Here is a 12,589-nt window from a genome sequence, read left to right as displayed (position 1 = left end):
CGGCGGCCACTCCGGACACTCGGACCGATCGCGGCCCGCCGCCTCGCTTGTGCTCCCCGGCGGCGCCTGCACCATCGCGCGGCGAACACCGGAGGGGACGGCATGGGCGGTTGGCCGGGGCGGCTCCGGTTCCGCCGCGCCGAGGTCCGCGCACGCGCTCCTTCGGCGGCGGGCGCGCCGTGACGGAGGCGGTCCATCCCGCCCTGCGCGGCAAGGTCGCGGTGGTGACGGGCGGCGCGTCCGGCATCGGGGAGGCGGTCGTGCGCGCGTTCGCCGCGCAAGGCGCCCGCGTCGGCTTCGTGGACCGCGACGAGGCGGCGGCGCGGCGGCTGGAGTCCGGCCTCGGCGGCGCGGCGCAGGCGGCGCTCGCGGACCTGACCGACATCGCCGCGCTGCGGGCCGCCTTGGCCGAGTTGCACGCGGCGCTCGGCCCCGTTTCCAAGCTCGTCAACAACGCCGCGCGCGACGACCGGCACCGGATCGAGGACCGGACGCCGGAGTACCGGGACGAGCGGCACGCGACGAATCTCCGCCACGCCTTTTTCGCCACCCAAGCGGCGCTGGGACGCCCTCCGCGCGGCCGGGCAGGACGGGGCGGTGGTGAACATGGGCTCGGTCTCGTGGCGCCGCGCCACAGGCGGGATGCCGGCCTACGTGACCGCCAAGGCGGGGATGGAGAGGCTGACGCGCGGGCTCGCGCGGGACCTTGGGCCGGCCGGCGTTCGGGTGAGCGCCGTGATCCCCGGCTGGATCATGACGGAGCGGCAGCGGTCGCTCTGGGTGGCGCCGGCGGCGGAGGCGAACCTGCTCAAGGGGCAGTGCCTCAAGCGCGCGATGAGGCCGGACGACGTCGCTCGGGTGGCGCTGTTCCTCGCGTCGCGCGCGTCCGGGAGCCGCACCGCGCAGAGCTTCGTCGTGGACGGCGGGGACGTGACGCCGCCCCCCCCCGCGGCGCGGCCGCCGCGCGGTCAGCGGCGGCCCCGCTCGCCTTCGGGAGTGGCGCCGGCGGCGTGCGGGGCGAGGCGGAGCACCCGGGCGCCGTAGGCCGCGTCGGGCCGGACGCCGGTCGCGCCACGGGCATGGCGCGCCCTCCGGCACCGCCTCGCCCCTCGGCGGCGCGCGGCGCGGGTCATGCCGGGGCGCAGATCCGCGGCGGCCGCCCTCGGGGCGCCGTCAGCCGGACGGGGGCGCCGGGCATGGCGGCGCGGAGTCCGTCCGCGTCGAGGTCGCGGGCGATCACCACCAGACCCTCCGCCGCGCCGCGCGCCCCGGGCATCGGGCTCGGGGGGCCGAACAGGGTGCCCACCGCCTGGACGAGCACGGGGACGTCCGAGCCCGGGCGGCGGAGGAAGCCCTTCACGCGCAACAGGCGGTCGCCGCAGAACGCGGCGAGGTCCTCCAGCCAGTCGAGGCGGTCCTCCCACGAGGCGCCATGGGTGAAGGACGCGCGCAGAACGGCCACGCGGGGATGCGCGCCGGCCGCGGGGAGGGCCGGCGCGGCCGCCCCGGCGAAGCCCTCGGGGATGTCCGCGAAAGCCGCCCGCGCGCGCGTCGCGCGGTCCGCCTCCACCACCCGCGCCGCGAGCGGGTTGACGGCGGCGACCAGCGCCTCGGCGTCGGAAACGCCGGACAGGTCCAGCTTGGTGAACACCACCGCGCCCGCGGCGGCGATCTGCGCCGACCACTCCTCGAAGCGCGCCGCCCGACCCGGCGCCTGCGACGCGTCGCAGGTGACGAGGACGCGCACGCGGAGTCCGAGGGGCGCCAGCGGCAGCAGGGAGCGCAGGATCGGACCCGGCTTCGAAAGGCCGGAGCACTCCAGCACGATCCGGCGGAACGGCGGCAGCCCGGCGCGGGCGCGCCCGTCCAGCAAGGCCCGCACGGTGAACACCAGGTCGCTGGTCAGAGAGCAGCACACGCAGCCGTTGGCCAGCATCGCCATCGGCACCGCGCCGCTGTCGGCGAGGATGGCGCCGTCCACGTCGATCTCGCCGGCCTCGTTGACGATGACCGCCGTGTCGGCGGCCTCGGGCTGGGCGAGCCAGTCCACCAGCAAGGAGGTCTTGCCGCTGCCGAGAAAGCCCGCCAGCACGATGAACTCGGTCGGCGCGGTCACGCCCCGGCCGCCTCGGCTTCCTTTTGGGCGGCCACCATGGCGCGCACGTCGGCCAGCAGCTCTTCGCAGTCGAACACGAGCCCGGCGCGGATGGTTTGGCGCAGGGCCCGGCGCCATTCGGGCTTGCCGGTGTCGTCGTTCAGCCGCAGCGCGCCGGTGCCGTAGAGCAGCTTGAAGTCGTCCAGCGGGTTCTCGTCCAGCACCAGGAGGTCGGCGGCCTTGCCGACCTCGACGCTGCCGGTCTCGCCGTCGATGCCGAGCAGCTCGGCGCCCAGGATGGTCGCCGAGCGCAGCACTTCCAGCGGGTTGAAGCCGGCTTCTTGCAGCAGCTCCAGCTCGCGGACGTAGCCGTAGCCGAAGATCTGGAAGATGAAGCCGGAGTCGCTGCCGGTGCAGACGCGCCCGCCGCGGTTCTTGTAGGCGTTGAGGAACCGCATCCAGAGCCGGTAATGCTGCTTCCACTCGACCTCGTTGGCGACGGACCAGCGATACCAGTAGGCGCCGTGGCCGCCGCGGGCCGGCTGGAAGTACCGCCACATGCTGGGCCAGGTGTACCCGTCGTGCCAGTCGGCGCGGCGGAAGCGCATCAGATCGCGGTTGGCGTCGTAGATCGTGAAGGTGGGCACGAAGGTGAAGTCGATCTCCAGGAAGCGCTCAAGCACCTCGTTCCACTTGGCGCTGCCCGGCTCGGCGGCTTGCAGGAAGGTCTGCCCGGCGGCGGAGAAGCGGAAATACTCGTCGTTGTAGTTGTAGCCGGGCGGGTAGTCCTGCACGGCCCGCTCATCGTACAGCGCCTCCGGCAGGCCGTAGTAGTGCTCCGCGCTGGTGAGGCCCCACCGCGCCGTGGTCAGCGCGTTCATGCGCGTGACCGCCTGCTGCGCGTGGTGGCAGCCGGTGCGCAGGCCGAGCCGGCCGCACTCCTCCAGGGCCGCGCGCATGATGGCGGGCGGCGCCCCGAAGAACTTGATGCCGTCCGCGCCGGCGTCCTTGGCCCGCCGCAGCCACTCGCGCGCCTCGTCGGGCGTGTGGATGGTCTTGAGCATGTCGTTGACGGCGGGGAAGTAAGGGTGCGCCCGGATGCGCGGCGCCGCGATGGCGTTGGCGGCGGACGCGTCGCGCTGCCCCGTCACCCAACCGAGGCCGCTGAAGCAGCCCATCTCGCGCACCGTGGTCACGCCGTGGGCGAGCCAAAGCTTGTACACGTAGTCGGCCGGGGCCACCGCGCCGTGCAGCGCGTGGTAGGGCACGCCGATGTGGGTGTGGCAGTCGATCAGGCCGGGCGTGACGAACCTGCCGTGGCAGTCGATCTCGTGGTCGCCGGCCGGCGGGCGCCGGGACGGGTCTATGGGCTTGCCCGGCGTGCCGACGCCGACGATGGCGGCGATCCGGTCCTCCTCCACGACGATGTCCACCGGCCCCCAGGGCGGCGCGCCGGTGCCGTCGATCACCGTGGCGCCGCGCAGCACCAAGCGGCGGAACGGCCCGGCGCCGCGGTCGCGCCCCGTGGCCGCCGGCACGGGCGGCATCCCGAGCTTGGCGTTCTTGGCGGTGATCTCCTCGCCGACGCGCGGCGCGTCGCCTCCAGCCGAGCCGTCCGTCATGGCGTTTCCCCCCGCGGTGTCATCGGCGGTACCTCCGGCCGAGCGCGGCGCTGCCGGCCACCGTCAGCGCCAGCGTGATGCCGAGCAGGATGAAGGCGAGCGCGGCGCCGAACGGCCAGTTGTTGCCGCGCACGAACTGGTCGTACACGGCCGGCGCCATCATCTTGAACTGCGGGCCGCCCAGCAGGATGGCGGTGGCGTAGGTGTTCATGCACAGCACGAACACCAGCACCGAGCCCGCGGCGACGCCGGGCAGCGCCAAGGGCAGCACCACGCGGCGGAACACCGCCAGCGGCCTCGCCCCCAGGTTCGCGGCCGCCTCCTCGGCCTGCCGCGGGATGCTCTCGATCACGGCCGAGAGCGTCAGGATCATGTAGGGCAGCACCACGGCGACGATCCCCGCCACGACGGCGCCGGTGTTGTAGAGCAGCGGCAGCGGCGCCGAGACGACGCCCAGGCCGCGCAGCGCGGCGTTGATCGCCCCCTCGTTGCCGAGCAGCGCCAGCCAGCCGGCCGCGCGCACCACGTTACCGACCAGCAGCGGGAACAGCACCAGGATCGTGGCCAAGCTCTTCCAGCGGCTCTCCATGCGGGCCAGCCAGTACGCGGCGGGGAAGCCGACGGCGAGCGCCAGGAACGTGCTGCCCGTGGCCACCGCGAGCGTGGTCAGCAGGACCTGCCGGTAGTACGGGTCCGCGACGGCGCGCAGGTAATTGGCCGCGGTCAGCGCCTCCACCATCATCTCGGTCGGGCTGTGCTCGTTCAGCGAGATGCGGAACAGCAGCAGCATGGGCGCCACCAGGAGCAGCGACACCAGCACCCCCGCCGGGAGGACGAGCGCGGCGGCCACGCGGGGTCAGGCCTTGAACTGCTTGTTCCAGAAGTCGAGGATGTCCCCGTGGGCGCGGAGCAGGTAGTCGTAGTCGGGCGCCCGCAGCCGCGCTTGGTCGGCCTCGTTCAGGCTGATCCGCTCCGCGATGGCGGGCGGCAGGGTGGCGTCCGTAACGGTGGGCAGGTAGCCCATCCGGTCGGCGAAGGCCGTCTGCGCCTGCGGTTGCAGCATGGCGTTCAGGTAGGCGTAGGCGTTGTCCTTGTTGCGGCTGTTGCGCGGCACGGCCGCCTCGAAGACGATGGCGTAGGCGCCTTCCTGCGGCACGACGTGGCGCAGCGGGATGCCGGCCTTCTGCCACATGTAGCCGCGCGCCAGCCACATGGGCGTCAGCCACACCTCCTCGCCCTTCAGCGCCGCCGCCAGCGCCTCGTTCGAGGGGTAGATCTTGGCGTCCAGCGAGCGCAGCTCCATCAGCTTGCGCTTGGCCGGCTCGTAGTCGCCGAAGCCGCCCCCGCCCGCCACGGCGGCGGCGAAGGTGTTGGTGGAGTACAGGATGTCGGAGAAGCCGACGCGGCCGCGGTACTTCGGGTCCCACATGTCGGCGAAGCCCTTGGGCGGCGCCGCCACCTTGTCCGGGTTGTAGAGCAGCGCCAGCGCCGAATAGATGTGCGGCACGGCGTAAGGCTTGCGCAGGCCGGCCACCACGCTGCCGGCGCGGGGCAGCTTGGCGGTGTCCAGCGCGTCCAGCGTGTTCTGCTGCGCCATCATGTGCATGTCGGTGTCCGACAGGCAGGACACGTCGAAGGTCCCGCGCCGGGCCTGCCGCTCCGCCAGCATCTTGGTCTTGCGCGGGTCGGCGTTGGCGACGTCCTGCAGCACCTCGATGCCCTGCGGCTGCATCAAGGGGACGTCGATGTTCTGCCGCAGCAGCTCCCCGTAGTCGCCGCCCCATGTGCCCACCACCACCTGCTTGGCCTGGGCGCGGGCGGGGACGCCCGGGAGGCCGGCCGCCGCGGCGGCGAAGGCGGCGGCACCGGCTGCGAGCGTTCCGCGTCGGCTGATGGTCATGCGTCAGGTCCTTTCCCGGTCGAGTCCGCCAAGGGCAGCAGCCTAGCGACGGAACGGTCCCAATCCAGGGCCGCCGGGTCGCCCGGGGCCAGGCGGCGCAGCGGGTCGCCGGCCGCAGGCGTCGGCCGCACCGCCAGGAGCGCCGTGCCGTCGAGTTCGACGTGGTACTCGGTCTGCGCCCCGAGGTAGGTCACGGCCGTGATCCGGGCGGCGCCGTCCGCCGCCGGCGACACGGCGACGTGCTCCGGCCGGATCGCCAGCACCGAGGGCCCGGCGGCGGACGGCGCCGCGTCGGCGCACGGCAGGAGGGCGCCGGACGCGGCGCGGAACGCGCCGGGGCCTTCGGGCGCGCCTTCGACGAGGTTGCAGCGGCCGACGAAGCCGGCCACGAAAGGGTCGGCCGGCCGCTCGTACAGGTCCTCCGCCGTGCCGACCTGCCGCACCCGGCCGCGCTCCATCACAACCAGGCGGTCGGCCATGGTCAGCGCCTCCTCTTGGTCGTGGGTGACGATGAGGGTGGTGAGGCCGAGCCGCCGCTGCAGCGCCCGGATCTCCATCCGCACCTCGCCGCGCAGCTTGGCGTCGAGGTTCGACAAGGGCTCGTCCAGCAGGAACACGGACGGGTTGACTACCAGCGCGCGGGCCAGCGCCACCCGCTGCTGCTGCCCGCCCGACAACTGCCGCGGCAGCCGCTCATCCAGCGAGTCGAGCCGCACCAGGCGCAGCGCCTCCCGCACCCGCGCGTCGCGCTCGGCGCGGCCCACCCGGCGCATCTCCAGCCCGAACGCCACGTTGGAAGCCACGTCCATGTGGGGGAACAGCGCGTAGGATTGGAACACCATGCCGGTGTCGCGCGCGTGCGGCGGCTTGCGCGTCACGTCCTCGCCGCCGATCAGCACGCGCCCGGCGGTGGGCGGCACGAAGCCCGCGACCATGCGGAGCGTGGTGGTCTTGCCGCAGCCCGACGGTCCGAGCAGCGCCACCATCTCCCCTTGCGACACGTCGAGGTCCACGCGCTCCACCGCGGTCGAAGCGCCGTACCGCTTGCCCAGGGCCTCCAGGACCAGGCGCCCCATCAGCTCCCCTCCCCGCCGGCGGCGCGGTCGGGCGTCATACGACCCTCGCTATCGAGACGAAGCGGTCCGTGACCAGCATCAGCGCCCCCACCAGCAGGATCTGCACCGTGGCCACGGCCGCGAGGGTGGGGTCGATGCGGAACTCCAGGTAGTTGAGCATAGCGACCGGCAGCGTCGTGCGGCCGGGGCCGACCAGCAGCAGGCTCAGCTCCAGGTTCTCGAAGCTCTGGATGAAGGAGAACAGGCAGGCGGCGATGATGCCCGGGCGCATGGCCGGCAGCGTCACCCGCCGGAACACGGTGAACGGCCGCGCGCCGAGGTTGGCCGCGGCCTCCTCCACCGACAGGTCGAGCCCTTGCAGGCTCGCCGTCACCAGCCGCACCGTCCAGGGGATCGTCAGCAGCGCGTGCGCGGCCACCAGCCCTTCTAAGGTCGAGGTGATGTCGCGGTCCAGCCAGAACTCCGCGCGCAGGTAGAACATGTACAGCGCGGTGCCGGCCACCACGCCGGGGACCGCCAACGGCCCGAGCAGCAGCGTGTTCAGGGCGGAGCCGCCGGGCGGCCGGGCGCGCACCAGAGCGAAGGCCGCGGCGGTGCCGAGCGGCACGCCCACCAGCGTCGCCAGCAGCGCCACCTGGAGGCTGGACAGGAAGCCGCGCGCGAATTCCTGCCGCTGCCAGGCGTTGGCGTACCATTCGAGGGTGAAGCCCGGCGGCGGGAAGGACACGATCTCCTGCCGGAACACGCTGATGGCCATGACGGTGACTACGGGGGCGAGCATCAGCGCGAAGGCGAAGAACACGCAGGCGCCGAAGGCGAGGCGGCCGGGCGAAGGCGGGCTCACCATGCGGCGTGCTTGACGATCTCGCCGCCCTTCATGATCAGCGGCATGTGGCGCCCCTGGCCCGTGAGCAGCGAGAGGTCGGCGAGCGGGTCGCCGTCCACGACGACGAGGTCGGCGAAGGCGCCCGGCGCGACGACGCCGATGCGGCCCTCCATGCGGCACAGGCGCGCGGCGATGCCCGTGGCGGAGGCGATCACCGCCTGGGCCGGCAGCACGCGGCCGCGGATCACGAATTCCTCCGACTGGTGCCGGTGCATCTCGCCCAGCAGGTCGCTGCCGTAGGCCATGGGCAGACCCGCCTCGTGCATGACGCCGAGCGACTCCAGGCCGGCGCGGCGCACCACGTCGATCTTGGCCAGCGACTCCGGGGCGATGCCGAGCGCCTCGCCCTCCTCGGCCAGCTTGTCGTAGGTGACGAGCGTCGGCACCGCCACCGCGCCGCGCGCCGCGGCCAAGTGCGCCGTCTCCGGCGTGATGAGGTTGCAGTGCTCCAGCGAGTGGACGCCGCACTCCACCGCGCGGCGGATGCCGGCGTCCGTGTAGAGGTGCGCCGACACGTAGGTGCCGGCGTTCTCCGCCTCCTCCACCGCGGCCGCGACCTCCTCGCGGGAAAAGCCCAAGAAGTGGATCGGGTCCGTGGGCGAGGCCACGCCGCCGTTCGCCATGATCTTGATGAAGTCCGCACCGGCCTTGATCTCCTCGCGGGCGGCGCGCCGCACCTCCGGCACGCCGTCGCACAGCCGGCCGAGCGAACCGAGCCGGCCGGCGAAGCGGTACTGGCTTGCGTCGTAGGGCCCGCGGAAGTCGCAGTGGCCGCCGGTCTGGCTCAGCGCCTTGCCCGCGATGACCATGCGCGGGCCCAGGACGGTGCCCTCCTCGACCGCCGCGGCCTGCCCGCGGTCGGCGCCGCCCACGTCGCGCACGGTGGTGAAGCCGCGCATCAGCATCTCGCGTTGCAGGCGGATCGAGCGCGCGGCGACCAGCGAGTCCGGCAGCGCGGCGTTCTGGGCCAGGCTGGCGACGACGGCGACCACGTGGACGTGGGCGTCGATCAGCCCCGGCATCAGCGTTCGGCCGCGCAGGTCGACCACCCGCGCGCCGCCCGGGATCGCGGCCGTGGCGGACACCTCGCGGATCAGGCCGCCCTCGACCACCACGCGGACGGGAGCCCCCGGCTCCGGCGCGGTGCCGTCGACGATGCGGGCGTTGGTCAGGACGGTTGTGCGCATCGGGGAGATCCTTGCGGCGGCCGGTGGGGCGTCAGTCCGACGCGGCGCCGGAAGCGCGGACGACGGGCGCCCAGACCGCGAGTTCCTCGCGCACGAAGCGCTGGGCGTCCTCCAGGAAGACGCGGCCGGGGGCGGTCGCGGTTTCCGCGTAGCGGCGGACGACATCGGGCGCTTCCAGGGCTTCGCGCGTCGCGGCCGCGAGCCGTTCGAGGACCGGGCGCGGCGTGCGCGCGGGCGCGGCGATGCCGGACCAGCCGTCCACCACCAGGTCGGCGAAGCCCAGTTCGCGGAAGGTCGGGATGTCCGGGAAGGCCGGGACGCGCTCGGGCCAGGTGTGCGCCAACGGGCGCAGGGCGCCGCTGCGGATGTTGGCGCTGGCCGCCGTCAGGCTGTCCACCATCATCGGCAGGGTGCCGGCGGCGATGTCCGTGGCGATCTGCGCCCCGCCCCGGTACGGCACGTGCGCCATGGCGAGGCCGCCGGCGGCGGCCAGGAAGCGCAGCATGACGAGGTGCGGCATGGAGCCGATCCCGGACGTGCCGTAGCTGAGCGCGTCCGGCCGCCGCCGCGCCTCGGCCGCCAGGTCGGCCGGCGTGCGGATCGGCAGGTCGGGCCGCACGAGGATGAGGTACGGCGTGCTCATCACCATCGCCACGTGCGCGAAGTCCCGGTCCGGGTCCCACGGGACGCGGTCGCCGCCGAGGACCTTGCCGACCACCATGGCGCTGATGACGGAAAGGACCAGCGTGTAGCCGTCCGGCGCGGCCCGCGCGGCCTGCCCGGTGCCGAGCATGGCCCCCGCGCCGGGCCGGTTCTCCACCACCACGGACTGGTCGAGGCGCCGGGACAGCTCGCCGGCGAGGATGCGGGCGACGATGTCCGTGGTGCCGCCGGGCGCGAAGGGCACGATCAGGTTGATCGGCCGCGCCCGCGGCCAGGGCGCCTGGCCGAGCGCCGGAGCGGCGAGGCCGGCCGCCATGGCGAGGCCGAAGGCGGAGCGGCGGCGCGTCACGCCGCGACGCCCGCCGCCAGCCCGTCGCGCTGCGGGTCGGCGCCGCCTTCGAGGCGCCCGTCCCACATCGAGATGCCGTGGACGGCGGCGAAGGGGTAGCTCAAGGGCGAGCGGCGCACCTCGTAGCCCATCGCCTCCAGTTCGCGTTGCGCCGAGCGCGGGATGCGGTTGGAAACGTCCACCGCGTCGCTCGTCGCGCTGAAGCGCGGCGCCTGCACCGCTTCCTGCATCCCCATGCCGAAGTCGAGCAGGTTCACCAGCGCCTGCAGGATGGCGATCGGTATCCAGGCGCCGCCCGGCGCGCCCATCGTGGCGACCGCCCGCCCTTCCTCCAGCACGACCGTCGGCGTCATGGAGGAGAAGCGCTTCTTGCCGGGCGCGATGGAGCCGGCGCGGCCCGGCCGCGGGTCGCACCAGTTCATCGCGCCGTTGAGCATGAAGCCCGTCCCGGCCGGGATCACGCCGGAGGGCACGCCGAGGGTGTGGGTCAGCGAGACGACCATGCCGTCCGCATCCACGCAGGACACCGTGGTGGTGTGCTCCCCGTCCGAGCCCGTCCGCGGCAGATGGGTCTTCTCGCCGGCGCGGATGGCGGCGGCGCGCCCGTCCGCGTAGGCGTCGGACAGCAGGTGGTCCGGCAACGGCGGCACGAAGCGCGGGTCGCCGACGTGGCGGTCCTTGTCCCGGCCGGCGACCTTCATCGCCTCCGCCACCACGCGCATGTGCTCCGCGCTGTTGTGGCCGAGCGCCGGGAGGTCGAACCGCTCCAGGATGCGGAGCATCTCGGCCACCATGATCCCGCCGGCCGGCGGCGGCGGCACGGCGACTGTCCTGCCGCGGTAGCCCACCGTGAGCGGCGCGGCCTCCTCCGCGCGGAAGCCGTCGAGGTCCGCCGCGGACAGCAGCCCGCCCGCCTGCGCCATCCCGTCCGCGATGCGCCGCGCGATGCCGCCCGAGTAGAATTCCTCCGCCCCGTTCCGGGCGAGCGCGGAGAGCGTGCGCGCGAGGTCCGGGTTCCGCACGGCGTCGCCGACCCGCTTCGGCGAGCCGTCCGGGCGCAGGTAGAGCCGCGCGCCGTCCTCCGTGAAGGCGAGCTTGTCGCGGTAGGGTCGGCGGCCGTAGGCGGCCTCGTCCAAGGCGAACATCGCCGCCACGTGGGGGCGCACCAGCCAGCCCTCGGTGGCCAGCGCCATCGCCGGCTCGAACAGGCCGGCCCAGGGGCGGCGGCCCCAGCGCCGGTGCGCCTCGGCGAAGGCGCGGAGTATCCCGGGCGTGGCGACGGCGGCGTGGCCCAGCTCGTTGACGTTGCCGCGCAGCACGTAGCCGTAACCGTCCGGGCACTCGCGCTCGAACAGTTCTTCCCACATGCCTTCGGCGCAGGCGGCCGGGCAGGTGGCGAGGCCGTCCAGCACGCGGTGATCGCCCGTCGCGGGGTCGAACAGGTGCAGCACGCCGAGGCCGCCGACGCCGCACATCATCGGGTCCACCACGCCTTGCGCGAGGGCGCAGGCGAGCACGGCGTCCAGCGCGTTGCCGCCGGCGGCGAGGACGGCGGCGCCCGCCTCCACCGCCTCCGGCTGCGGGGCGACGATCATGGCGCGCGGGCGGGGCAAGCGGCGCTCAGGACGCGGCATCCCGCCCCGCTCCGCACGGCCTTCGGGTGGACCGCCTCATCGCCCTTCTCCTTCCAGGACGCGCGGCACGGGCGCCGCGGCCAAGTCGGGCAAGCGGGGTACGCTCGCGCCACGGCCCGCCGGGCGGACGTTCGCGCGCGGTCGCGGCCTGCCGGAACCGGGGCGGCGGGGGCGTGTCATCGCCCCTCCAGCTTGGCCGCGATGGACCGGCCGCGCCAGCGGGCCGGGTTCGGGTGCGAGGGTTCGCCCGGTCGCCACCCTTCGCCGCCGGCCCCGGGGCGTTGGCGCGGGCCCCCACACCCGGGTCCTCCACGGACACGGTGAGCGGCACGGTGTTGCCGTTCGCCGGCGCCCGTCACGGCGGGGCCAGGTGGCGGTTGATCCGGCGGCCTCCGCTGGCGGCCCAGAGCAGCTTGTCGGCCGCGCGGAAGAAATCCGGGCAGGGCAGCATGGCGCGCATCGCCGCCTTGCCCTTCTCGTGCAGGCACCTTCGGAGGCGGCGGAACTCGCCTTTGATGCTTTCGGACAAATGGGGGTCGGGCAGGAACCAGGGCGGGCCGCGCAGCGCGGACAGGAAGCCGAGGCGGCGGGCGAGCGCGACGCCCCGGACGCCCAGGATGCGCCAGGCGCGGCGGTAGGTGCGGCAGATCCAGGACCCGAGGCGGCGGAGGATGGCGATGCCGGGGCAGTCCGGCCCGGCGAGCGCTTCGAGGAGGCGGGTCCAGAGGCCGGCCTGCGCCCAGCGGCGGGACTGGCGGGCCACGGTGTCGCGCTTGCCGAACCGGGGCGGGAGCGTCCGCCAGGGGGCGGGCGACCAGCCGGGGCCGGGGAGGAGGTGCGCGGCCATCCAGAAGATCGCGCCCAGGCGCCCGCGCGGGGCGCGCACGGGCCGGCCCGCGCCCGCGCCGCGCACGACGAAGGGGGAAAGGACGGCCCACTCGTCGTCGGACAGCGGCTCCCAGGGGCGGTGGGGGAGTAGCGGACCTTGCTGCCGGCGGGCGGGCGGCGGCGGCGGCGCGTCTTCTCGGCCCCGGCGCGGGCGCGCGCGGGCGCGGCGTCGTGGGCCGCCCGCTCGGCGGGGTCGGCGTCGCGGTGGCGGCGCTCCTCGGTGCGGCGCTGGCGGATGCGCTCGTGTTCGGCGGCGCGCTGCGCCGCGGCGGCGGCGAGGGCGGCACGG

The 12,589-nt window shown here is 74.6% G+C and carries 11 protein-coding genes and 1 pseudogene; 2 read left to right on the top strand and 10 right to left on the bottom strand.

Features of this window, described 5'->3' with window-relative positions; genetic code table 11:
* Positions 1-179 precede the first annotated feature (179 nt).
* Positions 180-506, top strand: a pseudogene (locus ABD067_RS12405) (SDR family NAD(P)-dependent oxidoreductase); the annotation flags it as partial.
* Between the two features lie 100 nt (positions 507-606).
* The gene (locus ABD067_RS12400) at positions 607-1,044 is read left to right on the top strand and encodes an SDR family NAD(P)-dependent oxidoreductase (protein WP_343895642.1); all 438 of its coding nucleotides are present in this window, start codon (positions 607-609) and stop codon (positions 1,042-1,044) included.
* 85 nt (positions 1,045-1,129) lie between these two features.
* Here ABD067_RS12400 and ABD067_RS12395 read toward each other — a convergent pair whose 3' ends face one another.
* From ABD067_RS12395 to ABD067_RS12350, 10 genes are all read right to left on the bottom strand, one after another.
* Positions 1,130-2,116, bottom strand: coding sequence for a CobW family GTP-binding protein (locus ABD067_RS12395; RefSeq protein ID WP_343895612.1), 987 nt, complete (start codon positions 2,114-2,116; stop codon positions 1,130-1,132).
* Positions 2,113-3,717 (bottom strand): amidohydrolase family protein, encoded by a 1,605-nt coding sequence (locus tag ABD067_RS12390; RefSeq protein WP_343895611.1) that lies wholly within the window; start codon positions 3,715-3,717, stop codon positions 2,113-2,115. The genes ABD067_RS12395 and ABD067_RS12390 overlap by 4 nt, the downstream gene beginning before the upstream one ends.
* A gap of 19 nt (positions 3,718-3,736) precedes the next feature.
* Positions 3,737-4,567: an ABC transporter permease gene (locus tag ABD067_RS12385; RefSeq protein WP_343895610.1), complete on the bottom strand. Its 831-nt coding sequence runs from the start codon at positions 4,565-4,567 to the stop codon at positions 3,737-3,739.
* A gap of 6 nt (positions 4,568-4,573) precedes the next feature.
* On the bottom strand, positions 4,574-5,617 hold the full coding sequence (locus ABD067_RS12380; RefSeq protein WP_343895609.1) for an extracellular solute-binding protein: 1,044 nt from the start codon (positions 5,615-5,617) through the stop codon (positions 4,574-4,576).
* Positions 5,614-6,693 (bottom strand): ABC transporter ATP-binding protein, encoded by a 1,080-nt coding sequence (locus ABD067_RS12375; RefSeq protein ID WP_343895608.1) that lies wholly within the window; start codon positions 6,691-6,693, stop codon positions 5,614-5,616. The genes ABD067_RS12380 and ABD067_RS12375 overlap by 4 nt, the downstream gene beginning before the upstream one ends.
* 34 nt (positions 6,694-6,727) lie before the next feature.
* Positions 6,728-7,540: an ABC transporter permease gene (locus tag ABD067_RS12370; RefSeq protein WP_343895607.1), complete on the bottom strand. Its 813-nt coding sequence runs from the start codon at positions 7,538-7,540 to the stop codon at positions 6,728-6,730.
* Positions 7,534-8,766, bottom strand: coding sequence for a metal-dependent hydrolase family protein (locus ABD067_RS12365; RefSeq protein ID WP_343895606.1), 1,233 nt, complete (start codon positions 8,764-8,766; stop codon positions 7,534-7,536). Before ABD067_RS12365 ends, ABD067_RS12370 begins: the two co-directional genes overlap by 7 nt.
* 31 nt (positions 8,767-8,797) lie before the next feature.
* Positions 8,798-9,778: a Bug family tripartite tricarboxylate transporter substrate binding protein gene (locus tag ABD067_RS12360; protein ID WP_343895605.1), complete on the bottom strand. Its 981-nt coding sequence runs from the start codon at positions 9,776-9,778 to the stop codon at positions 8,798-8,800.
* Positions 9,775-11,412, bottom strand: a complete 1,638-nt coding sequence (locus tag ABD067_RS12355) for a gamma-glutamyltransferase family protein (protein WP_343895604.1) — start codon at positions 11,410-11,412, stop codon at positions 9,775-9,777. Before ABD067_RS12355 ends, ABD067_RS12360 begins: the two co-directional genes overlap by 4 nt.
* Before the next feature lie 355 nt (positions 11,413-11,767).
* On the bottom strand, positions 11,768-12,364 hold the full coding sequence (locus tag ABD067_RS12350; protein ID WP_343895641.1) for a transposase: 597 nt from the start codon (positions 12,362-12,364) through the stop codon (positions 11,768-11,770).
* Positions 12,365-12,589: the final 225 nt, after the last annotated feature.

It is taken from the genome of Craurococcus roseus (assembly GCF_039523795.1).
GTDB classification, from domain to species: Bacteria; Pseudomonadota; Alphaproteobacteria; order Acetobacterales; family Acetobacteraceae; genus Craurococcus; species Craurococcus roseus.
Note: the sequence above shows the minus strand (reverse complement) of the source record. Positions and strands in the feature narration are given on the sequence as shown.

What these genes read in the sequence shown, in the direction of transcription:
- ABD067_RS12400 (WP_343895642.1), top strand. Translation starts at nt 607, where the DNA reads ATGGGCTCGGTCTCGTGGCGCCGCGCCACAGGCGGGATGCCGGCCTAC.
- ABD067_RS12390 (WP_343895611.1), bottom strand. Translation starts at nt 3,717, where the DNA reads ATGACGGACGGCTCGGCTGGAGGCGACGCGCCGCGCGTCGGCGAGGAG.
- ABD067_RS12380 (WP_343895609.1), bottom strand. Translation starts at nt 5,617, where the DNA reads ATGACCATCAGCCGACGCGGAACGCTCGCAGCCGGTGCCGCCGCCTTC.
- ABD067_RS12375 (WP_343895608.1), bottom strand. Translation starts at nt 6,693, where the DNA reads ATGGGGCGCCTGGTCCTGGAGGCCCTGGGCAAGCGGTACGGCGCTTCG.
- ABD067_RS12370 (WP_343895607.1), bottom strand. Translation starts at nt 7,540, where the DNA reads ATGGTGAGCCCGCCTTCGCCCGGCCGCCTCGCCTTCGGCGCCTGCGTG.
- ABD067_RS12365 (WP_343895606.1), bottom strand. Translation starts at nt 8,766, where the DNA reads ATGCGCACAACCGTCCTGACCAACGCCCGCATCGTCGACGGCACCGCG.
- ABD067_RS12355 (WP_343895604.1), bottom strand. Translation starts at nt 11,412, where the DNA reads ATGCCGCGTCCTGAGCGCCGCTTGCCCCGCCCGCGCGCCATGATCGTC.